This is a genomic window from Salinimonas sediminis (genome assembly GCF_003429285.1).
Classification (GTDB): domain Bacteria; phylum Pseudomonadota; class Gammaproteobacteria; order Enterobacterales; family Alteromonadaceae; genus Alteromonas; species Alteromonas indica.
In genome coordinates, this window is record NZ_CP031769.1 from 2,520,365 (window position 1) to 2,541,629 (window position 21,265).

15 protein-coding genes are annotated in these 21,265 nt (G+C 47.9%); 3 read left to right on the forward strand and 12 right to left on the reverse strand.

Annotation, left to right across the window (positions count from 1 at the left end; translation table 11 throughout):
- Window positions 1–66: 66 nt before the first annotated feature.
- The 9 genes from D0Y50_RS19530 to ahpC all read right to left on the reverse strand — a co-directional run bounded on the left by D0Y50_RS19530 (window position 67) and on the right by ahpC (window position 10,709).
- Window positions 67–210 (reverse strand): hypothetical protein, encoded by a 144-nt coding sequence (locus D0Y50_RS19530; protein ID WP_170145493.1) that lies wholly within the window; start codon window positions 208–210, stop codon window positions 67–69.
- Window positions 186–914 carry a Stf0 family sulfotransferase gene (locus D0Y50_RS11300; RefSeq protein ID WP_108567181.1) on the reverse strand — a complete coding sequence of 243 codons (729 nt, stop codon included), beginning with the start codon at window positions 912–914 and terminating at the stop codon, window positions 186–188. The genes D0Y50_RS19530 and D0Y50_RS11300 overlap by 25 nt, the downstream gene beginning before the upstream one ends.
- A gap of 159 nt (window positions 915–1,073) precedes the next feature.
- On the reverse strand, window positions 1,074–1,856 hold the full coding sequence (locus tag D0Y50_RS11305; protein WP_108567180.1) for a hypothetical protein: 783 nt from the start codon (window positions 1,854–1,856) through the stop codon (window positions 1,074–1,076).
- 169 nt (window positions 1,857–2,025) lie between these two features.
- Complete coding sequence (locus tag D0Y50_RS11310) at window positions 2,026–5,076, reverse strand: efflux RND transporter permease subunit (protein ID WP_117317029.1); 3,051 nt, start codon at window positions 5,074–5,076, stop codon at window positions 2,026–2,028.
- Entirely contained in the window at window positions 5,073–6,170 is a 1,098-nt protein-coding gene (locus D0Y50_RS11315; RefSeq protein WP_170145494.1) for an efflux RND transporter periplasmic adaptor subunit, read from the reverse strand. The genes D0Y50_RS11310 and D0Y50_RS11315 overlap by 4 nt, the downstream gene beginning before the upstream one ends.
- Window positions 6,160–6,723 carry a TetR/AcrR family transcriptional regulator gene (locus D0Y50_RS11320; RefSeq protein WP_117317033.1) on the reverse strand — a complete coding sequence of 188 codons (564 nt, stop codon included), beginning with the start codon at window positions 6,721–6,723 and terminating at the stop codon, window positions 6,160–6,162. Before D0Y50_RS11320 ends, D0Y50_RS11315 begins: the two co-directional genes overlap by 11 nt.
- Window positions 6,724–7,156: 433 nt before the next feature.
- A complete protein-coding gene (locus tag D0Y50_RS11325) occupies window positions 7,157–8,263 on the reverse strand; it encodes a GDSL-type esterase/lipase family protein (RefSeq protein WP_117317034.1) in 1,107 nt (368 codons plus the stop codon).
- Between the two features lie 209 nt (window positions 8,264–8,472).
- Complete coding sequence (ahpF, locus tag D0Y50_RS11330; RefSeq protein WP_108567175.1) at window positions 8,473–10,053, reverse strand: alkyl hydroperoxide reductase subunit F; 1,581 nt, start codon at window positions 10,051–10,053, stop codon at window positions 8,473–8,475.
- A gap of 98 nt (window positions 10,054–10,151) precedes the next feature.
- Entirely contained in the window at window positions 10,152–10,709 is a 558-nt protein-coding gene (gene ahpC, locus D0Y50_RS11335) for an alkyl hydroperoxide reductase subunit C (RefSeq protein WP_456300106.1), read from the reverse strand.
- 278 nt (window positions 10,710–10,987) lie between these two features.
- Here ahpC and D0Y50_RS11340 point away from each other — a divergent pair, with 278 nt between their 5' ends.
- A complete protein-coding gene (locus D0Y50_RS11340; RefSeq protein ID WP_232366243.1) occupies window positions 10,988–12,376 on the forward strand; it encodes a DUF2252 family protein in 1,389 nt (462 codons plus the stop codon).
- On the opposite strand, the gene D0Y50_RS11345 is transcribed toward D0Y50_RS11340, so the two are convergent.
- A complete protein-coding gene (locus tag D0Y50_RS11345; RefSeq protein WP_108567173.1) occupies window positions 12,304–14,016 on the reverse strand; it encodes a response regulator in 1,713 nt (570 codons plus the stop codon). The two genes, D0Y50_RS11340 and D0Y50_RS11345, sit on opposite strands and share 73 nt — an antisense overlap.
- A 176-nt stretch (window positions 14,017–14,192) precedes the next feature.
- On the reverse strand, window positions 14,193–15,125 hold the full coding sequence (locus D0Y50_RS11350) for a GGDEF domain-containing response regulator (RefSeq protein ID WP_117317036.1): 933 nt from the start codon (window positions 15,123–15,125) through the stop codon (window positions 14,193–14,195).
- A 157-nt stretch (window positions 15,126–15,282) separates the two neighbouring features.
- On the opposite strand from D0Y50_RS11350, the gene D0Y50_RS11355 reads away from it, so the two are divergent.
- Window positions 15,283–18,651, forward strand: coding sequence for an ATP-binding protein (locus tag D0Y50_RS11355; RefSeq protein WP_117317038.1), 3,369 nt, complete (start codon window positions 15,283–15,285; stop codon window positions 18,649–18,651).
- 8 nt (window positions 18,652–18,659) lie between these two features.
- On the opposite strand, the gene D0Y50_RS11360 is transcribed toward D0Y50_RS11355, so the two are convergent.
- The gene (locus D0Y50_RS11360; protein ID WP_108567170.1) at window positions 18,660–19,352 is read right to left on the reverse strand and encodes a 2OG-Fe(II) oxygenase; all 693 of its coding nucleotides are present in this window, start codon (window positions 19,350–19,352) and stop codon (window positions 18,660–18,662) included.
- Window positions 19,353–19,561: 209 nt separating this feature from the next.
- Here D0Y50_RS11360 and D0Y50_RS11365 point away from each other — a divergent pair, with 209 nt between their 5' ends.
- Window positions 19,562–21,115: a bifunctional GNAT family N-acetyltransferase/carbon-nitrogen hydrolase family protein gene (locus tag D0Y50_RS11365; RefSeq protein ID WP_108567169.1), complete on the forward strand. Its 1,554-nt coding sequence runs from the start codon at window positions 19,562–19,564 to the stop codon at window positions 21,113–21,115.
- Window positions 21,116–21,265 lie beyond the last annotated feature (150 nt).

Sequence of the window (21,265 nt, forward strand, 5' to 3'; positions counted from 1 at the left end):
ATAACCCACATGACCCTAATTACTTCGTCCAATCTTCGTTTTTGGTTTACCGCAAGGCGAAATATTTCAGGAAAATGGCTTATTTTCAATTACCTGATTAGCCGCTGCCGCACAGTACACAGACCCCAGCATAAAGATAGCATCTGGCGTGTAGCCATTTGCTTCACGCACGATGGCGCGGGCCGCTAGCCGGTGAAAAAGCTGGCCCATCGGGTGGCAGCGAACTCCTGCTGCAGCTGTGCATAATTTTCGATTACCTCAGATAGCGGGCGGGCATTTTGTTTTGTTAAAGAGGTGTTGGGGATAGTGGGGGCAACGCCTAAGAATTCGCTCATGGCGGTGAAAGTGTGCTGCTGCTCATTAACCAGCGCATCATAGTCGACCTGCAATACGTCATGGTTAGCGAACCATTCATCCCCCGCTGCCTGCCAGCGTTCGGTTCGTTCAAACCCTTTAATAAGTTCCTCGGCGGTAAATGTCAGGGTAAGCGTTTTGTTGCTTGCCGCGGGCATTTGATGGTTGGCTTCCCACTCATTACTCAACACCGCAATTTTACGGGAAACCATAATCTGTAGCGTGTTTTTGCGGGTTAAATGAATCACTTTCAGCTGCGGCATCTGCTGCAAGGTTTCCCACAACCCGCATTGCGGATTATCTACCGGATGATAATAAAAAAGCTTGAAGCCTCGTGCGGCAATATTCCACGGCTGGCGGGCAAATTGACGTGCCAATATCGTTTGATAGTCCTGGCCATCTAACCTTACAAATACTTCACCGCTTACCTGTATATTCGGGTGCGAGTTAAGCAGTGATATCAACAAATTGGAGCCGGTTCGGGAACGCGACAACACAATGAATTTTTGATAGTTGCGCGTACCACATAGTTGCACAAGTTTACGTTTAATCAGGGTCATACCGTCTCTCTTAGTGTTCCTGCACAAAGGTTACTCTATCGCGTTTGGAATAAACGCCAAGTAAGATAAGACTGTAATTGTTAATTAAATGTGAAACAACAAAAAAGCGCATTAGATAACTAATACGCTTTTTGATAATGGATTAAATTAGAACAGACACTAGCCGTTTTCTTTGTCGAACAAGCCCTTTAATTTATCTTTGGCTTTGTTCATAAGCTTATCTTTTTCTTGTTCTACTTTTTCCCGCGCTTTTTCTTTTAACTTACTGCGGGCTTCTTCTTTAGCCTGAGCAATAATGTTGTCCAGCATGGCATTCATAATTGCCGCCCCCACCTGATCAGCGGGTAAGCCATCTGGTTTACCTACTGCGCCAGCATTAAACGTTGGCAGTGTCACTTCATAGGCTTTTTGCTCAATGGCGATTCCAGTGGTATCTACCGCCTCAAAGTTTAACCGAAGACGGGCATTACTAACCGTTACATTTTCTACAATAACCCGCGGCATAGGCTCATCAGACTCGGTACCAGGCTGCTTTCCCGAGTCAGAGGGCAAGTTAGATTGGATGTTATCTTTGAGCACTAACAGATTACTTTCCCCAGCGGCATTCATTTCATACAGGATATCGGGGGCATCCACATTAACATTCTGAATGACGTATGGCTCGGACGTGGCCCCGCCCAAATCCAGTGAAATGGTGCCCAGGCTAAAAGCAGTATCTTCTGAAAAATTCTGCGGATTGTGAATTTTTGTGCCGGAAATGGCTAACCGACCTTCGCTGTACGCCATATCAACCGCATCAACCGTGACCTCGGTTTCCAAATAGCGGCTACCTTGCTTTTCAATTTGGCTGCGTATGAAGTCGCCAGCGCCACTTAACATATACCATACCCCACCCACGATGATAATCACCAGAATAAGCAGGACGGTTAAAACTTTTTTCATTGTCATTCCCTATAGTTAGACCTGTTTCGTTCACAATGCCACATTAACCCTATTGAGATCAAAATGGTAGCACTTGATTAAAATACGAACAAACCGATTCCCGTAGATATATGAGACCGTTAACATAAAAAAAGGCCGGCAATCGCCGGCCTTTTTAAACAGTGGATTGTCAGACCCCCTGATGCATGTCTTTTTCACTGAAAAACAATGAGTAGAGGACCGGTACCGCCACCAGTGTCAGTAATGTGGCAAACGTCAGCCCGCCCATAATAGTCACTGCCATACTGGCAAAAAACGCATCCCATAACAGCGGAAGCATGCCCAGCACGGTGGTCAGTACAGCGAGTATAACGGGCCGCACCCGGCTAATACTGGCGCCAAAAATAGCGTCCTGTAGATTGTCTGCGCTACGTCTGCGTAAATCAGCCTCATCTACCAGTACAATAGCGTTTTTAATAAGCATACCAGACAAACTAAGTAGACCTAGCAACGCAGTAAAGCTAAAGGGTAAACCGGTGATAATCAGGCCTGCGGTTACCCCGCAAACACACATAGGCACAATTATCCAGATAAGGGCCGCCTGCCGTAATGCGTTAAATAATAGTATGGTAATGAGAATCATCGATAAAAAGCTTATCGGCAATTTAGTACCCAAGCTAGCCTGCGCGTCTCTGGAGCTTTCAAATTCGCCGCCCCATTCTAACGTATAGCCAGCAGGCAGTTTAATCGCCTCTATTGCCTTTACCACATTGGCGCGGGCAGTTGCTGCCGTGTTATCGCCAACCGGTTCGGCTTGTACCGTTAATGTGCGCACCCGGTTACGCCGATGAATAATGCCGTTTTCTGAATGTAGCTCAAAATCTTTTACCACCTGGGTTACCGGTATAAAGCTTTGTTCAGCTTCACTGTAAATTAACCGGTCTTCTAACCACGACATACTCCGGCGCTCTTCAGCCGGAGGCCTGATAACCACCGGAATCTGCCGGTCATCTTCGCGGTACACGCCTACCTGATTGCCGACACTGGCAAATTCTAAAGCATCGCCAATTTGGGTGCGCGATAACCCGGCAATCCGTGCTTTTTCATCATCAATCACCGGGCGCACGATCATTTCACGTTGCCGCCAGTTTTGGCGTATATCGGTAACCAAAGTCGATTCACTCATAATTTTGATCGCCTGGGCGCCTAGTTCACGCAAAACATCAGGGTCATTGCCCATAAAGCGGGCTTCTACCTTCGCCCCTTCCGCAGGACCAAAGAATATCCGTTTGCTGTAAATCTGCGCCTGCGGATGCGCTTTACTGATATCGTTTTGAATATAGTCAATGACCGCGGGAATCGCCTCGCGGCTATGCGTACGCACAATGAACTGGCCGTATGAAGGGTTGGGTAGTTCTGGGGCATAAGTCAACATGAACCGGCTGCCGCCCATACCGATGACACTGGTAACATCAGCCACTTCTTTACGCGCCAGAATTTTTTGTTCTATCTCTACCATATCCGCTTCCGTTGCACGGATATCACTGCCTTGCGGCAGATAGTAATTCACATAGAATATAGGGGTGTTAGAAGGCGGAAAAAACGATTGTTTAACCTGTCCGAAGCCAATTACTGAGACCACCGTCGTTACCAGTAGAATGACCAGGGTAATGCGTCGATGGCGTAGGGCCAAACCTAACAGACCGCGATAAAGCCGAAAGCCACGGCCCTGATAAATATCGTCATCGGCATCATTATGCTCAGTTTTAAATAGATAATGGCCTAGCAGAGGCGTAACCGTTACGGCCAGCACCCAGCTCAGCAGTAAGGATATTAAAATAACGGCGAACAGGGAGAACATGAAATCGCCGGTCGTATCTTGCGATAAGCCAATGCCCGCGAAAGCCAGAATACCGATAACGGTAGCGGCCAGTAACGGGAACTGCGTTTGCTGGGCGGCTTCTTCAGCGGCATCTACCGAGCCTTTACCTTTTTGCATATTCAACAACATAGATTCAGCAATCACGATAGCGTTATCGACCAGCATACCCATGGCGATAATCAGAGCGCCTAATGATATACGCTCCATTTGAATGGAGAATACCCACATAAATAACACAGTGCCTAACACAGTCAGCAACAAGGTGCCGCCGACCACCACCCCTACCCGCCAGCCCATTACCAGCAGCAATACCGCTACCACTATGCCAACCGAGGCCGCCAGATTGATTAAAAAGTCGCTGATTGCTTCATCGACAACCTTATGCTGTTCATATATGGGCTGAATCGCTACTCCCAACGGTAATTTTGCGCGCAAGGTATCTAAATGCGCTTCCACTTTATGGCCAATATCAACAATGTTCAGGTCGCTGCGCCCGGCAATGGCCAGGGTGAACGATGATTGTCCGTTATGTCGGGTTAATTGGGTCGGTGTTTCAGACTCTAACCGGTAAACTTGGGCTATATCGCCAATATTTAGCTGTTCGGTGGTGCCTGGCATACCAAAGCTAAGGCTACGAATGGTCTCGGCAGAATCGTCGCCAGCTGGAATCACCAAGCGGATACGCCGGTCTTCTACCCTCACACTACCGGCATCGGCTATGGCGCTTTCGGTTTGAAATACGCTGGCAATCTGACTCATGGAAATACCCAGGCTGGCAAGTTTTTCCTGGGTTACTTCTACATATATAGTTTCTTCCGGCACGCCACCTAATTGCGCCCGGGTTACCCCAGGCACCGTTAATACTTCACGGCGCAAGCGCGAAGCCAGTTCACGCTTCTGACGATTGGAAAATCCCTCTGCGGTAATGGCATAGTACATTCCATACACATCACCAAAGTCATCGTTAACAATCGGCGTGCCCGCCCCCTGGGGTAGCGAGCGAGCTGCAGCATCGACTTTACGACGTAGCTCATCCCAGGCCTGGGGCAGATTTTCGCCGCTAAAATTATCGCGCAATTCAACGGTTACCTGCGACTGGCCCGGCAATGAACGTGATGTAATATCACCAAGCTGGGAAAGCTGCTGTATGGTTGATTCAATTGGTTCGGTAACTTCCTGCTCTACTTCACGGGCAGTGGCGCCAGGATAATAGGTTGTTACGATAGCCTGTTTGATGGCAAATGCAGGATCTTCCAGTTTGCCAATCTGGATAATCGCGTTTATCCCACCGACCAGGAAGATAACCATTAACAACCATACCGTTAGCGGATTCTTGATTGAATAAGTAGCAATTTTCATAGCACCGGCTTCTCGCTGTCAAAGGGGCGAACTTTCATACCATTTTGCAGTTCACGAATTCCTGCGGCGACAATCACCTGGCCTGCTTCTATGCCTTTGATCACCTGGGCGTTCTGATCGCGGATAATACCCAGTTCTACCGGATGATAATTTACCGTTTGATTGGCCGGATCATATAACCAAACCGCGAACTCCTGCTCGCCGGAAGTATCGACACCGTTCAATGGCACCCACCAGCCGGCGCGATCAGGTTGACGGTCAATTTCAATACGGGCAGTCAACACCATGCCAGGCAATAGTTCCACGCCTTCCATTCGTGGCAACTTAAAGGTGACCTGATAGGTTTGTGTGGCGCTATTCACTTCAGTTTTATGTTCCAGGTAGCTTAGCTCAACTGGCTGGCCCGACTTATCCAGAATTCTGTTACCTTGTTTGTCTTCCAGATACACCTGATAGTGCGGGGCATCTTCCACCGCAGCGCGCATAATTTGCTCAGGAATATTCACATGTACCCGAAGATAATTGATATTCTGTACCCGTAACACTGGCTGATTGGGCTGCACATAGGAAAACTTTTCCACCAGGCGATTGGTGATGAGCGCATCAAAGGGGGCGTGAAGTTCAGTATATTCCATATTTAACTGAGCATTTTCTACCGCGATTTCCGCATTTTCGTAGCTGGTTTTCAACGAATCAAAATCTGACGCACTGATATAGTTATCTTGTTTGAGTTGCTTACCCCGCTCAAAATCTGACTGGGCTTTACGTAAACTGGATTGTGCCTGACGCAGGGCTAACTCGAAATCTTGCGGGTCAAGCGCGGCCAGTAATTTGCCTTGCGGAATTACCACACCCTGGCGATCTGCCAGCTGGTTAATTCTGCCAGCAACCTGAAAAGATAAATCTACCGTACTCAGGGCGTCCACTCTGGCAACAAAGCGGCGAATAACCGGTTGAGTGTCTTTAACCACTTCATGTAACTGAACTAAAGGAGCGGGTTTGGCGGTTACTTCAGCTTCCTGACCCGAACAACCCAGCAAAAACACAATGCTGGTTACCAGCACAATGACAACGCGTAAAAGATTAGTTTTCACCGGTTTTATCTCCTAAAGACTCAGCCATGCTGAGTAATTTATTACGTATAGTTTGGCGTTCGTTTTCACTAAACGGGCTTACCCCGAGCAGTTCTTGAAAGCTTAGCCCATCAACCGCTAACCACAGCACAACACTGTCGAAATAACGGCCAGGATCCTGTTTCAGCTCTTCAACAAATTCACTCAGGTGATTTTTAAATATAGTTAACAATGCTGGATTTTCGTTTGCCGCTACCAGCAGAATGCGGGCATAGTCTAAATCTACCTGCTCGTGCACCCGTTCACGGGTACGTAGCATCCGATTAATGGGCAATACATTCTGATGCTCTTCGCAGATGCTGTTTTCATACCCCTTGGCGGTTTCCATCAGGTTATCCATCAGCGCTTCAAGTAATGCTTCCTTATTTTTAAAGTGATGCATTACGCCGCCTTTGCTCATACCGCAATTCTCGGCAACATTATCCAGGGTTAGCGTGCGCGGGCCCTGATTGATGGCAATATCAATGGCTGACTCTATAATTTTCTGACGGGAGGATACTTTGTCACGAGGCATAGCAAATCCAGTTACAAACCAACTGGTCGGTTTTTAAAGGATCTTGCGCTGATTGTCAATCAATAAGCCGTAAAAGACAGCAATCTTATAAATTATGTAACGTAGCAAAACCGGCTACATGGCGTTTAGCGGACCAGACTATAATGCGTGTTGAAGCTTTGGCTAAGTGTACACCCTGGGGTACTGCACAACAGTGACAGGAACTGCGCAACCGGCACGGCAGCACAAAGGCCGCCCACCCGCTCTTGATGCATTGCTTGATTAAGTAAGGAATTAAGTGTGCGTTGTTAAGTGCGGGGCTAGCTGAGCTTAAGGCAGCGGCACTTTTAAAAACATAAACGGTTTTGCAATAAACCTTATGTATATTACAGGTAGCCTAAAACCGTGGCGGGCAATGTTGCATGGTCAGGCGCAGAGTCAATTTGCAGACAGCTCACCACCCCATGATATTACGAATCTTATCTTCGAGCAGTTGCGCGTTGTGGGCATGATGGGCAAGCCTGGGATGGGCACCGTAACCCTGATAATCAAATTTGAGCGTATACAGCGCTTTGTCACCCTGCTGGCTTAGCGCCTGCACCGCTTGTTCTATCACGTCGAACCATTCGTTACCCGGGGCCACCGCATCCATACTGCCTAAAGAACAGATGATGGGTGTGGCTGGATAGCGCTCCCGCAATGTGCTCAGAAATGTCTTATATGCCTGAACATATTCAGCTTTGGTCGGAGTAGGACTTATGCGACTGGTATCCAGGTGTAACGCATGATCATTTTGTAATAGGTTAACCACCACCACATCCGGGCGGTATGCGGTAAAATCCCAGGTGGTCTGGTTATCTCCAACCGCAGATAGCTGATCGTAGTACTGCGTCATGGTAAAAGGCACAAACCCTACTTTGATGCCGATTCCACTGCGCGAAATCGAATGCAACTGCGCTGACAACGCCCTGGCGGCAATCGCCCCGTAAGACAGATAATGATTTTTCTCGCTTTTCAAGTGGTCCGGGCTGTTAAATGCAGCTTCGTTACCCATACCGCTGGTTACCGAATCACCGTATATTTCAATTTTGCGGCTGGGCTTAGCGACGGCTTTAGCCATGGAGCCGTCAATCTCTATCCCAAGAAAGCGCGTGTCGCCCTCTTCTCCTTCTGTGCGCTTATATAATACGAAGTGATGCACTGTATCTTCCAGCACCATGGGCAAACTGTACTGGTGGCGGCCCTGATGTGCTTGAAACACAAAAGGCGTGGCGGTGTTGTCATCGACGATTATCGCGTAATAGTTTTCCCCCCGGCTATCATCCAGTTCAATTGATAGTTTGCGGGTATGGGCCGAAAACTGGACCTGGCTGCCTGGCCAGCTAAGCACTGGTGCGGTTGCATCGTGCCTATCGATACGCCCGGTGTAGCTAAAACCCTCATGGTCAGGTGTAATAACGGTGGCATACAGTGGACTACTAAATATGCCAGCCAGTAGCAACCAGCATAGTGTCCAGTGCGGTATGCTATGTTTCAAACTATGGGGTTTATCTTGCAACATGAATTAATCGCTATTAAACAAAAACTATTTGGCGTTTATGCACAATAAAAGCCGCCCATGCAAATAAAAATAGCGAACTTTTTAGTCCCGTTTACGTTTTTTCTTTTGCCATAAAAAAAGCTGGCCACGAGGGCCAGCTTTTCGTCAGTATACGCAATGTAATAGGGAGCTGCTAGCCGCGTAGGATAACAACTGCATCGCTAAACCGGCTAGGCGGTTGCCGCCTCTTGCTCAGTTTCATGGGTTAGCAAATATTCGAATGCTGCTAAAGAGGCTTTCGCACCCTCGCCCATGGATACCACAATTTGCTTGTAAGGTACGGTAGTCACATCACCCGCAGCATAAATACCAGGCTCAGAAGTATTACACTTCTCATCGATATTGACTTCACCGTGCTTAGTTAGCTCAATCACCCCATCCAGGAACTGGCTGTTGGGCACCAGACCAATTTGTACAAAGACCCCTGCCAAAGGCAGAGTGTGAACTTCGTTAGTGGCCCGATCCTGATACTCAATTGCACTAACCTTGCCGTTTTCCGCTACAATCTGACGGGTCGCGGCATTGCGAATAATAGTAACGTTGTCACGTTTTTCAGCCTGTTTAACCAATACTTGATCGGCCTTTAGTTCAGGCATAAACTCAAATACTGTTACCGACTTAACAATACCGGCCAAGTCCAGCGCGGCTTCAATACCTGAATTACCGCCGCCGATTACCGCGACGTCTTTACCTTTAAAGAACGGACCATCACAATGCGGACAATATGCCACACCATTACCCACATTTTCACGCTCGCCAGGTACGCCTAGTTCTCTCCAACGTGCACCCGTAGCTACAATCACTGATCGTGAGGTAATTTGCTCGCCTGATGACAAGGTAATCGTTTTAATATTACCCTTTTCGATATTATCCACCCGAACATGTTCTTTAAGCGTAATATCGTAATCGTTCATATGCTCGAGCAGGTTATTAACCAGCTCAGGACCAGTGGTTTTGGATACCGAAATCAGGTTTTCAATCCCCATGGTATCTTTAACCTGGCCACCAAAGCGGTCGGCTACCAGGGTTACTTTCAAGCCTTTACGCGCACTGTAAATTGCAGAGCTAACGCCAGCCGGGCCACCACCAATAACGGTGACATCTTGCAAGGGCATCGACTGACCTTTGTTAGCATCTTTTAACGCGGGGTCGCGTTCAATCAATTTTTCGATGATAGTACCGGCTTCTACTTTACCATTTGCGAATAATTCGCCATTCAGGTAAACCGAAGGCACGCCCTGTATTTCCCGCTCAGCAATCAGGTTCGGATACAAACCACCATCAATCATTTCAGTTTTAATGTGCGGGTTGATTAGCGCAAACTGGTTCAATGCCTGGACAACTTCCGGACAGTTATGACAGCTTAGGCTGATAAATACTTCAAAGTTAAGGTCTTCTTTGACACCTTTGATGATAGATTTCAGACTATCATCAACCTTCAATGCTGTGCCTGAGGCATGCAACAAAGCAAGGACTAATGAGTTAAACTCGTGACCACCAGGGATACCAGAAAAACGTATACCGGTATCTTCACTATCGGCTTCTAATAAAAAGCTTAGTGAGCTACGCAAAACACCTGCAGTGTCACGTTCTTCAAACTTAATGTTATCGCTCACACCAGCAATGTCAGACAGAAACGTCACGAGCTCGTCACGCTTGCTGTGTTCGCCAGTTTGTAGCACGAACGTTACTTCTTTTTGCATGGATTCAGCATAGCCTTTAAGCGCTTGCAAAATTTCTTTAGTTAACACGTCGATTCTGCCTCTTGATTGAGTGAGTGACAGGTGCAAGCACTATGCTTGCACCTAATAGACAGATAAATACCTATCTAGTTGTTCCTGACTTCTGGTTAAATTTTGCCAACCAGGTCAAGTGAAGGAGCAAGAGTTTCTTCGCCTTCTTTCCATTTCGCTGGGCAAACTTCACCTGGGTGAGAAGCAACATATTGTGCAGCTTTCACTTTACGTACCAGGTCTTCTGCATCACGGCCAATACCTTCAGAGGTAATTTCCATTGCTTGAACGATACCTTCTGGGTCAACAACAAATGTTGCACGGTCAGCCAGACCCATGTTTTCACGCATACAATCGAAGTTGCGTGTAATTTCACCTGTTGGGTCGCCAATCATCGCAAACTTAATTTTGTTGATGGTGTCTGAAGACTGATGCCATGCAGCATGAGTAAAGTGTGTGTCAGTAGATACTGAGAACACTTCTACACCGCGTGATTGCAATTCTTCATATTTGTCTGCAACATCACCCAGCTCAGTTGGGCATACAAAAGTAAAATCGGCCGGATAGAATACGAATACTGACCATTTACCTTTAATGTCTTCGCTGCTTACTTCAACAAACTCACCGTTTTTAAATGCGTTTGCTTTGAAAGGTTTGATAGCAGTGTTAATCAATGCCATTGTTAATCTCCATCTGGTTAATTTAATTGTGTGTTTTTACAAAAAGTAAAAATCACTAATGTTACGAATTTTGCGTTAAGACGGTTTGTTTTGAACCGTGTCCCGTTCAACTGGTAATAAGAATAGCGAACGGTTGGATGAAATGATAATTGGTAATGTTGAACAGTTAAATCAAAATTTATGATTAAAAGGTTTTTTTGTAGCGGATTTATTGAACGAACAATCGTGCCAGATATTCCCGCTGCATACAAGGGTACGGAGCAAAACATCGAATGAACAGTGAAACAAACAACAATGACACCACGATGACAAGATGTCAGTTTGTGCACCAGCACATTAAACGGGTAGATGGTCATGCGCCCAGTCCATTGGCGGACAAGCACAATAAGATGGCGGATAACCCTTTTGCGTTTTACCGCGGTAGCGCCCAGGTGTTTTATGCTGACTTAGCAGCGGGCAACCTACGTATGCCGGCCTGCCTGGACGCCCTGCCTTTGACGTGCGTGGTAGGTGACTGCCATGTCTCTAATTTTGGATTTATTACCGAAGAAGGCTCACATGGGGATACGGTTATTTTTGCCCCCAACGATTTTGATGACGCCTGTGTGGGATACGCAGGCTGGGATATAATGCGCTTTTTAACCTCATTAGCTTTGGCCGGCGATTACGCGCAGGGTATTAAACAGGCCCATTACACGCACAGCAAAAATAACAGCAATAAGCCGGTAGTCAATGAAGCCGAAATCAAACAGGCCATGGCAGGATTTATCCGCCATTATATTGAGACCTGTCGGCGTTTAGTAGATAACCCTCCGTTGATAAATAGCGCAATCGAGTCGGTGGAGCCTGGTACGCGGTTGGCAAAACATTATGACAAAGCATGCCGGCGGGCCGCCGGTGGTAGCGAGTTCACCACCAAAAGTGCATTGGCAAAAGCCATCTATATGAGTGACGAGGGACTGCGTTTTATTCGTAAAACTGAAAAATTTACGCCGCTGGCCCGGCACCGCTACAAAGAAATCGAAGAGGCCTTTGCCCCTTATATGGATGACGAAGTGATAGATATTGTGCAGCGTAACGATGCGGGCACCGGTTCACTGAATGTTGCGCGTTACTATTTTTTGGTAGGACCGGCCAAACCTCATAATGCAGATAGCTTTGCCCGTTGCCACATAGTAGAGGTAAAGCAACAACGCGAAGCGGCGCCCTTGTACTACTTTACCGATTTAGCCCCGGTTAACCGGTTAAACCCGGCTCACCTAACCGCGCGCTGCCAGCGCAAAATGCAGCGCAAACCGGACTTACTTCTGGATGAAGCCTACTGGCAAAAACACCACTACCTAATTCGCTCGCGCCACCACGCCCGGGTGGGTATCGATCCTGAGGATGTGACTTTAGGACACAAAAGTGTCGGTGGCGGGTTTGATGAGTATGCCCAATGGTGTGCTCAGGCCCTCGCGCTGGCGCATGCCCGTGGCGATCGTCGTTCAGCCCGTTTTGAACATCTGGTCGCCGAACAGTTGCCAGGATGTGAAGCGCAGCTGTTAGACACCGCCTGGCAATACGCCCGGCAGGTCCAGCAAGATTATCAAGACTTTGTGAGGGCGCTGGCGGCGCCTGCGGCTAAACCGGGCGCAGCGGCGCCCGCTTGCTCTCGGTAAAGTGCCGCTGGGTCTATCTTCAGTAGCGCGAAATATTCTTCGCGCTTTTTCAGCTGGCCAGCCGGAAGTTCCGTGTTGCATAACAACATAGCCGCCTGCTGCATCGTCTCCACCTGGCCATTCGTCAAAGCTTCTTTGTGCGCTAGCTGCACCAGCACTTTTAGCAAACTAAAGGCAATTTGCCGATTCTGTGGTGACAGTGTCAAGGCTTGGCGTAAGTTATTATAGGCAGGCTGCATGCGGTTTTCTTTATAGTTAACCGCCGCCATTTCCTTCAGTTCTTTGGTAGTGAAGCTAATTTCCCGCCGCTCAATAGATTCCTGTTTAAGATACTCATCTACCACCTGACTGGAAAAGGTATCGCCTTCTATTTGCGAACGTAGCTTGTCAAGCAAGGATAAACAATGTTCTTTCATACCTAGTTCATGAAACGCTTTCATTTTATCCAGGTTATCTTCCATAGACATCCCATGAAGTTCAGGTTTTTGCTGGTTCATGATGTGTTGTGCGCCCTGTTTGTCGTTACGCAAACAAAGCATGCGGGCGCGTATCACTGATAATTGCTCTTCAAACTGCGCGCCAGTGGCTTTACTTTGCCCGAGCAGATCAAGATCCTGCTCTACTTTTTTCAGCAGTTTTTCAGCTTCAGGCTGCGCCAGCCCGGTGGCTAAATCTACCGTGGCACGGACCACGTTCAAGCCCAGTTGGGGAGAATCGTGAATAGAGTTTTTAGCATAGCGGGCCATATTCTGCACTGCGGTTAACTGCCCCACCTTATCATGGTTAAGGCGGGCCAAATCCCATAGCTTTTTATTCCGCTCTATATTGCGTGGCGCCAGTTGGCTGGCTTGCTTAATATGCTCATAGGCCTGCTCATACTGTTCATTTTCGAGATGGTATTGGGCCAGTAAATCAAGAACTTGGAATTGTGTATCGCGCCGGCCCAGCAAGTCTTCCATCATCGGTTCCGCTGTATCAGTCTGATCCTGCCTTAACAACGCTTTAACCAGCCCTATGTGTATCCAGGCATAATCATAAGTGTTAAGCAGTGATAGATAATATGCTTCTGCCTCGGCGTACTCCCGCAACTGCATCAGACAGTCACCAATTATTCGTTTCAAACGCGGGTGAAACTCACTTAAACCGGTATCCAGCAACTGACGCTGGGCATGGTAAATCGCTGCGGAGAAATCGCGCTGGTGCAAACAATGCAATAATTTATGAAGTTTTTTGCGGATAGAAAGCAAATACACCAAACGCGCTTCAATACGTTTACGGTCCAGTGGCTTAACCCAAAAGTCATCCGGCTGCATTTCTACAATGCAATTGACCAACTCGGGGCTGGTTTCAGCACTTAAAAATATTACCGTCGTCTTCTGCGTAATATGATTGTTGTGCCGTAGCTCTTCAAGTAGGTGAAAGCCATCTTTATCGTGGCTGATATTAAACGCGATGAGGATAAAGTCGAAGGTATGCTGCTCGCACATCCGTACTGCGTGAAAGGCGTTAAGTGCACTGCTCACTTTCGTTATATTAATTTCTCTTAACGCCGAGGTGACCTGATCATGTACCAACCCCTGATTATCGATAATCAAAATGCGAAGCTCGCTATCGGGGGTTAAGGGGGGAAATCTTTCCATTACAACTGTTCACACTTTACTGTGGTTAATCCTGCCACGCCCAACGGTAATAAAGCGGGAGCCTGGAAGCCTGTTGAAAACACGCTACCGACTACGTTGGGAAGAGCTCGCTTTGTCTTATCCTTTGCTGAATTTACGGTATCATTACCGGCCGCGAAAAGGAATAAAAAGCCGGTTCAGATTTCGTCCGGCCAGGCATTGCAGCAAAACCGATTCCGTCCGCTGTTTTTAGCTCGATAAAGTGCCTTGTCGGCACAATCCACCATTGTGCGTTCGTTCGGGATAGGCGCGGACAACAAGCCGAAGTCTGTGGTACAAATACCTATACTTACCGTTAAATAAGAATGTTGCGAAGCATAATTATGCTCGTATTGCTGATGATTAAAGCAGGCAATGATTTCAGCAGCCACTTCCTCTGCCCCGCGGGCTTCTGTGCCAGTTAAAATTACGCCAAATTCTTCGCCGCCCAGCCGGCTGACGAGGTCGGTAGCACGGCGGGCACAGTGCGTTAGGGTTTTTGCCACGAATACCAGGCAATCGTCGCCCCGCCCGTGCCCATAGTTGTCGTTGTAAGATTTAAAATCGTCAATATCAATAATCAGCAATGACAAGCACTGTTGCTCTCGCTGGCAATGGCTTATTTCATGGATAATCGTTTCATCAAATTTACGTCTGTTTGCCAATCCGGTAAGAGGATCGGTGGCGGCCAACGAGGCCAGTTGCAAGGTTTGCCGGTATAAACGGGTATGGGCCCGGACTCTGGCCTTGAGTATCGCCTCTTCAACGGGTTTTGTTATATAATCGACAGCCCCGAGCTCAAACCCTTCAGCCTGTTGGGTGACGGCGTCCAGGGCGGTAACAAATATCACGGGGATTGACTGAGTGAGTTCGTCCTTTTTTAGTTCCCTACACACCTCAAAACCACTGGTATCGGGCATGACCACATCCAGCAACACCAACTCCGGGCTGATAGTTTTAGCCTGTTGCAAGCCTTCTTCCGGGGTGGTTGCTACGATAACGTCGTACTGGGGCGATAATGCCTCGGCGATGAGACGGACAGAAATGATATCGTCATCTATAATAAGTATTTTAGCGCGTGGTTGCGGCATTGAGCTTCTCTACTTTTCAATTGCAAAAGTGAGCAAAGTGCACCAATTAACACTATTGTATAGCAATGCCATATGGAAATGAGCCATCAGTTGCAATGACACCACATTTACCGATACACCTGAATTATCACCCCTTCCAGTTTAAACTGGAGGCACGATGAGTGCACCTGTAGTACTAACAGAATTAATAATCGCCTTTACGTACTTTTGTATTCCCTTTGTTTTTAAATTCCTTTGGGGTCCCCAAAGGACGCTCCACCATAAATGGTTATTCCCGGTTTTTGTTTTTGTCATGCTGGTCAGCGGGCTGGAACGGCTGAACCGGGTTATTCAGATCGTTGCAGATACAGGCTCGCTGACCCGGGTAGTGGCCTTTAGCGGATTGCTGTTCGTCCTAATAGCAAGCCTCTTCAAACTATATACTTTATATAGATGTAAACCGGTCACAGCGCAATGTTCTGCTAGTAATTCAGCGCTAGCAAAAAATAATGCTAATTCAGCGGCTATCTCATCAGCGCTAGCAAAAAATAATGCTAATTCAGCGGCTATCTCATCAGCGCCGGAGGCTGGCGACCATAGCCATTTATTATCTGCACCGACGGTAAATAGTTTAGGGTTAAATGCGTTACCGTTATGGGTACTTGAGTTTAATCCCACCGGATTTATTACCCTATGGCAAAGTGACGCAGCCAGCCGACTGTGCGCTAACGCCAAGGTCACCACCCCGCCTACTATGCCGTTTTTCAGTCAGTACCCCGAGCTGGTCGCGCGGGCGCGCCATTGTGCATTTACCCCTGCAGCCCATGAGGTGTGTGAATTAAGCCCGGGCCGCGTGGAAAACAACCCGGCTACCATCGCGGATCAGCACGCCCTGCTATACCATCTGGGCAGCCAACGGGTTGCGGTACTGTTAAATCGGCGGGCAGAGCAGCCCGAGCCAGGCTTAGCGGCGACAACTGATAGCGACGTTTTTTTAAAACAAGCATTTAATGCCTCTATAGCCGGTGTGTTTGTATTTGACTCCCAGGCCATGAGCCCCAGTTTTGTTAATGCCCGGTTTAGCCATATTACGGGCTACGCGGAGAATCTGGTCCATCATTTCGGTCCACTGGCCCTGTTGCACAAAGTGCATCCAGAAGACCGTAAACGGGTGACCAGCCACCTGCGCCATTTATTTACCCGCCATTATGCGGCCAAAGATGCCGGCGCGGTAAGCAGCCCTCTGCAGTTCAGATTTTATCATGCTAGTGGTAAATGGGTATGGCTGATGGCCCAATATAGTGTATTGGCGTTACCAGCTAACAGCACGGTTCAACGGTTTATGGGTAGCTTTCTGGATATCAGCCCCTTGCGTAAGCTGCAGGATAATCTGGTGAAAACCCGGGACGAGGCGCAGCAGGCAAATCAGGCTAAGTCAGAATTTTTAGCCAATATGAGTCATGAAATACGTACCCCCATGAATGCGGTTTTAGCCCTGACCGACTTGGTCTTAGACATGGAGTTAGGCACCAAGCAGCGTGAATACCTGAACAAAGTTCAAGCCTCGTCACACTCACTGTTATGTATTTTAAACGATATTCTTGACTACTCTAAGCTGGAGGCGGGCAAACTGGATGTCTCGCGGGAAACGTTTGATGTGAGTCAGGTACTGTCGGAGGTGGTGCAGTTATATACCGCCAGTGCTATCAACAAAGGACTGGTGCTGAGGTGCGAGTTTGATAAGCAAAGTCCGCGTTGGATCATTTCCGATCCTATGCGCCTTAAACAGATTTTAACCAATCTAATAGGTAATGCGGTTAAGTTCACCGAATGCGGTAGTATCAATGTACGGGTTAGCGCGCGGACCGTTGGTCAAACTCAACAGATTGAATTTCATGTTATAGACACCGGTATTGGTATTGTCGAAGCAAAAATGTCCGCGCTGTTTGAAGCCTTCTCGCAAGCCGATAATTCCATCAGCCGTCGGTTCGGCGGTAGTGGCCTGGGCTTGTCGATATCGGCAAAGCTGGCAGCTTTATTAGGGGGGAAGCTTAGCGGCACTAGCGTTCCTGACAAAGGCAGTCATTTTGTTTTGTCTATGCCAGCCCATATTCCGCCATCCTGGCCTAGCGGCTTAACCGACAAAAATTTGCAGATTTGTTTAATCGCCCCTACCGGTGCAATGCCTACCATAACGGGTTATAGCGATAGAATCGGGTGTAAAGTAATCAACGCCTTACCGCTGCATGATTTTGCAACGCATCAACTACCAGCATGTGACGTTCTGATTATGGATATCAGTGCCTTAGACCCAACAGCATTAAAGGCAACCGTGGCCCGTCTACTGGCGTCGTCAGCGGTGGCCGACATCAGGTATGGCTGTGTGTTTATTGGTGCTGCCGAAAACAATCAGCTACAAACCAGCGATGTGATTTTGAATTTACCCTCTGTGTGGGTATTTGCCCCCTTTCTCCCTAGCGATCTGGAGCGCGCTATTGTTTCCCTTATTGATAAGGGTAAACCGAGGCCGGCCGATAAACGCCTAAATAGTTTATATTTTCCTGCCTGTACCGCTTTGGTGGTTGAGGACAATGAAACAAACCAATACGTAGCTGAACAATTATTGGGCAGCATTGGGTTTACAGTGATACTGGCGGGCAGCGGTGCTGAGGCGTTGCAACAGGTCGCGGCGCACCCTGTTGATGTGATTTTGATGGACTTACAAATGCCAGAAATGGACGGCTACAGCACTACAGTGGCGTTGCGTAAACAACCTGAGCTGGCTGATATACCTATTATTGCCATGTCCGCAGCAGTCCTTGAACAGGACCGACAGCGGGTTATTGATGTAGGCATGGATGCGCATATACCGAAGCCTGTAGACCGTAAAGTACTATTACAAACCTTGCTGCGCAGTTTGAAGCACAAAGCCATTTACAAAGATAAGCCGTTTACCACTGTTCCGGTGCTGGGCCAGGCCGACAAGACACTGCATAAACAATTACGCCAACTATTACCTGGGTTTGATATTGCCGCGGTCATGCGTCGTATGGGCGGTTCGGTAACTGGCTATCGTCAATTGATTGCGCACTTTATAGAAGAGTACGACTTACCCTCGCAGCCTTATTATGGGCTGGACCCACGCAGCGCTGATATCCATACTCTATTACACTCGCTGAAAGGGCTGGCTATGACGATTGGCGCTTCTCGGCTAGGGCAGATGGCTGCTGAAGCAGAACGGCAAGCCGCCAAAGGCCACGCCATTTCTGTTATACCTATTGCAGAAGAGCTCAGCCAGGTAGTAAAAACATTAAAGTACTGTCAGGCTCATTTGCCCCCTGCCGATGACAGCAGAGCGATGGCACCACTAACTGACCTGACGGAGCTGAAGGCACGTCTGAAAAAGCGCAGTTATCTACGCCAAAGCGATATCGAACGTTATCGACCAACCCTGAATGAACGGCTGGGAGAAACCAAAGCCCGGGAAATTTGCCGGGCTATCGGTCAACTCGACTATACCACCGCTATTGATCTACTGCCTGATTAGCCCAGCAGTTATTTAGGTGGGTCAACTTTATTATTAATGCTGGTATTCACCCGGAACCAGCCTGCAATTGAATAGCGGTCCGTACTAGCCGGTTTTACTTCATGGGGAAAGCTTTCACTCAAAAACAATACCACTGTGCCTAAGGCCGGCGTTACCGAGATACCGGTGGTATCTTCGGCATCGCGGTAAATCACCAACTCGCCACCATACTGTGGCTGCCATTCGGGGTTTAAATACGTCACCAGCGACAGCACCCGATTAGATTCACCGCGAAACGCGTCCATGTGGCGCTTATAAAAATCGCCCGGCCGATAATGGGCGAAGTGGCTTTCAAAGGAAAACAAACCCATAAACAGGCGTCGATTAAGATAGCGCTGCAAGGCCGCGCACCATTGCAACCAGATGTCACCGGTTGAACTGGTGCCATCTATCCAACATACTTTATCGGTACGTACAGCCTCATTTTTATGAAACTTTTGCTTTCGGCCTATCCCGGCTTCGGCAAAATACTCATGACTTAATTCGCGCTGATATTGATATAAGGCGCTGGTCATGGCTGCGGGTAATGCATTATGCTGCACACTAAACCCCTGCTGTTGCAGATCAGCCGCGATACGTTCATATAATGCGTCATCGCCATCAGGCAAACCTGGCGCGGGAGCACTATGCAAAATATCGGCAGAAAAAGCGTCGTGCGACATAACCAATCCTAAGGTAGTGTGAGTAAACTGGCAGGTTTATACGTTAAAGACTGCCGTGAAGCAATGGCTTTACCGCAGAATAATTGTGCGGGTAAAACACTATACTTCGGCTAATCCAAAATCCATCGTTGCTGGTATAAACCATCCGATGAAAACGGTTAATTTTTTACGGTTTAACGCAAACTGTAAACTTTTTGAGGCAGTAAAGTATGAGTCAGGATCAAACGACCGTAGAAGATACGGAGCATCATCTTGAGTTGAGAAACTTAAGATTGGATGACTACGACGATGTAAGAGGGTTGATGGACAGTGTGTACGCCAAAGTGGGCGGCGCCTGGCCTTATAAAAATTTTAAAGCCCAGGTCACTACATTTTCTGAAGGTCAGATTTGTATTGAAGATAAGGGTAAAGTGGTGGCTTTCGCCATTTCGGTCATCGTAGATTATGAGCAGTTTGGAGATAAACACAGCTACGATGAAATTACCGGTGATGCTTATTTGACGACCCACGATCCAAACGGCGACGTGCTGTATGGCGTGGAAGTTATTGTGTGCCCAAGCTATCGCGGCTTGCGCTTAGGCCGTCGTTTGTATGAAGCCCGCAAGGATTTGTGTCGGAACCTGAACCTGAAATCCATCATGGCAGGCGGTCGAATCCCTAATTATGCAAACTATTCTTCGCAAATGTCGCCGTACGAGTACATTGAGCAGGTTAAGTCGAAAGATATTTACGATCCTATATTGACCTTTCAGCTGGCTAACGGCTTTGAAGTGAAACAGGTCATGACCGCCTATTTACCAGAAGATGAAGACTCGAAGGGCTACGCGACCTTGTTGCAGTGGCACAATATTTATTATGAGCCGAATAGCCCATTATTGATTGGCGGTAAAAAGTCGAGTGCGAGGATTGGCTGTATCCAGTGGCAAATGCGCTACTTCAATAATGTTGAAGAACTATTGCAGCAGGTAGAATATTTTGTTGATGCACTGTCGGATTACGGCTGTGATGTAGCCCTGTTCCCGGAATTTTTCAATGCGCCACTTATGGGGCTGAGCCCTAACGAGTCGTCCATCGATGCGATATGGCACCTGGCGACCTATACGGATGAAATTCTGACCTCGGTGTCGCACCTGGCGGTGTCGTACAACATTACCATTATTGCCGGTTCCATGCCGGTGGTGGAAGATGACGAATTGTACAATGTTGCGTACGTTTGCAAACGTGACGGTACTATTGAAAGCCAGTATAAACTGCATCCTACTCCGCATGAGAAGAAAGACTGGATTATGAAAGGCGGCGATAGCCTCAAAACCTTCGACACAGACTTTGGTAAAATCGGTGTGCTGATTTGTTATGACGTCGAATTCCCGGAGCTAGCGCGCGTCCTGTCAGAACAGGAAATGCAAATCCTGTTTGTACCGTTTTGGACCGACACTAAAAATGGCTACCTCCGGGTTCGCCGCTGTGCGCAGGCGCGGGCAATTGAAAACGAATGTTATGTGGCAATTGCCGGCAGCGTAGGTAACCTGCCAAAAGTGGATAATGTAGATATCCAGTACGGCCAGACAGCGGTATTTTCACCTTCAGATTTTGCCTTCCCGCATGATGCAATTGTTTCTGAAACCACCCCGAATACGGAAATGACCCTGATCGTCGATTTGGATTTGGACAAACTAACAAAACTGCAAAACGAAGGTTCGGTAAGAAATTACCTTGACCGGCGTCGTGATTTATACCGGGTAGAGTGGATTGGGAATCGCTAAGCCCGCCAGTACCGCGATGACAACGACCGACGAAAGCGTTTAGCCATCGCCGTGCAAAAGCAGTGGCTACGCCTACCTAGTAGCCTTAAGAAGGAAGGCCTGAAGCCTTCCTTTTTTATGGCGCCGGGTTCATGTCTGGTTAATCCAATT

What these genes read in the sequence shown, in the direction of transcription:
- D0Y50_RS19530 (WP_170145493.1), bottom strand. Translation starts at nt 210, where the DNA reads ATGGGCCAGCTTTTTCACCGGCTAGCGGCCCGCGCCATCGTGCGTGAA.
- D0Y50_RS11300 (WP_108567181.1), bottom strand. Translation starts at nt 914, where the DNA reads ATGACCCTGATTAAACGTAAACTTGTGCAACTATGTGGTACGCGCAAC.
- D0Y50_RS11305 (WP_108567180.1), bottom strand. Translation starts at nt 1,856, where the DNA reads ATGAAAAAAGTTTTAACCGTCCTGCTTATTCTGGTGATTATCATCGTG.
- D0Y50_RS11310 (WP_117317029.1), bottom strand. Translation starts at nt 5,076, where the DNA reads ATGAAAATTGCTACTTATTCAATCAAGAATCCGCTAACGGTATGGTTG.
- D0Y50_RS11320 (WP_117317033.1), bottom strand. Translation starts at nt 6,723, where the DNA reads ATGCCTCGTGACAAAGTATCCTCCCGTCAGAAAATTATAGAGTCAGCC.
- D0Y50_RS11325 (WP_117317034.1), bottom strand. Translation starts at nt 8,263, where the DNA reads ATGTTGCAAGATAAACCCCATAGTTTGAAACATAGCATACCGCACTGG.
- D0Y50_RS11340 (WP_232366243.1), top strand. Translation starts at nt 10,988, where the DNA reads ATGAACAGTGAAACAAACAACAATGACACCACGATGACAAGATGTCAG.
- D0Y50_RS11345 (WP_108567173.1), bottom strand. Translation starts at nt 14,016, where the DNA reads ATGGAAAGATTTCCCCCCTTAACCCCCGATAGCGAGCTTCGCATTTTG.
- D0Y50_RS11350 (WP_117317036.1), bottom strand. Translation starts at nt 15,125, where the DNA reads ATGCCGCAACCACGCGCTAAAATACTTATTATAGATGACGATATCATT.
- D0Y50_RS11355 (WP_117317038.1), top strand. Translation starts at nt 15,283, where the DNA reads ATGAGTGCACCTGTAGTACTAACAGAATTAATAATCGCCTTTACGTAC.
- D0Y50_RS11360 (WP_108567170.1), bottom strand. Translation starts at nt 19,352, where the DNA reads ATGTCGCACGACGCTTTTTCTGCCGATATTTTGCATAGTGCTCCCGCG.
- D0Y50_RS11365 (WP_108567169.1), top strand. Translation starts at nt 19,562, where the DNA reads ATGAGTCAGGATCAAACGACCGTAGAAGATACGGAGCATCATCTTGAG.